Here is a 1,129-nt window from a genome sequence, read left to right as displayed (position 1 = left end):
TGTCTAAAGAAAAATTTGAACGTACGAAACCGCACGTTAACGTTGGTACTATCGGCCACGTTGACCACGGTAAAACAACTCTAACTGCAGCTATCTGTACTACTCTTGCTAAAGTTTACGGCGGTGTAGCTAAAGACTTCGCATCTATCGATAACGCTCCAGAAGAGCGTGAGCGCGGTATCACAATCGCAACTTCTCACGTTGAGTACGACACTCCATCACGCCACTACGCACACGTTGACTGTCCAGGACACGCTGACTATGTTAAAAACATGATCACTGGTGCTGCACAGATGGACGGTGGTATCCTAGTTGTTGCTGCGACAGATGGCCCAATGCCACAAACTCGTGAGCACATCCTACTAGGCCGTCAGGTTGGTATCCCATACATCATCGTATTCATGAACAAATGTGACATGGTTGACGATGAAGAGCTACTAGAACTAGTAGAAATGGAAGTTCGTGAACTTCTATCTGAATACGATTTCCCAGGTGATGACCTACCAGTTATCCAAGGTTCTGCACTAGGCGCACTAAACGGCGAAGAGCAGTGGGAAGCGAAAATCGTTGAACTAGCAGAAGCTCTAGATACTTACATCCCTGAGCCAGAGCGTGCGGTAGATCAGCCATTCCTAATGCCTATCGAAGACGTATTCTCAATCCAAGGTCGTGGTACAGTAGTAACTGGCCGTATCGAGCGTGGTATCCTAACTGTAGGTGACGAAGTTGCTATCGTAGGTATCAAAGACACTACTACAACTACATGTACTGGTGTTGAGATGTTCCGTAAGCTTCTAGACGAGGGCCGTGCAGGTGAGAACGTTGGTGCACTTCTACGTGGTACTAAGCGTGACGAAGTTGAACGTGGTCAAGTACTAGCTAAGCCTGGTTCAATCACTCCACACACTAAGTTCGAATCAGAAGTATACGTACTGTCTAAAGATGAAGGTGGTCGTCACACTCCATTCTTCAAAGGCTACCGTCCACAATTCTACTTCCGTACAACTGACGTAACTGGTGACATCCAGCTACCAGACGGCGTAGAAATGGTAATGCCAGGCGACAACGTACAGATGACTGTAGAGCTAATCGCACCAATCGCAATGGACGAAGGTCTACGTTTCGCGAT

The 1,129-nt window shown here is 47.3% G+C and carries 1 protein-coding gene; it reads left to right on the top strand.

Annotated features, from left to right (window positions below; translation table 11 throughout):
- Positions 1-1,129, top strand: a 1,129-nt coding sequence (tuf, locus tag R7R78_RS24255) for an elongation factor Tu (RefSeq protein ID WP_017633725.1), incomplete at both ends; no start/stop codon positions are given.

Source organism: Vibrio sp. 2134-1 (assembly GCF_033339495.1).
The sequence above is the reverse complement of the archived record's forward strand: the minus strand, read 5'-3'. Positions and strand labels throughout refer to the sequence as shown.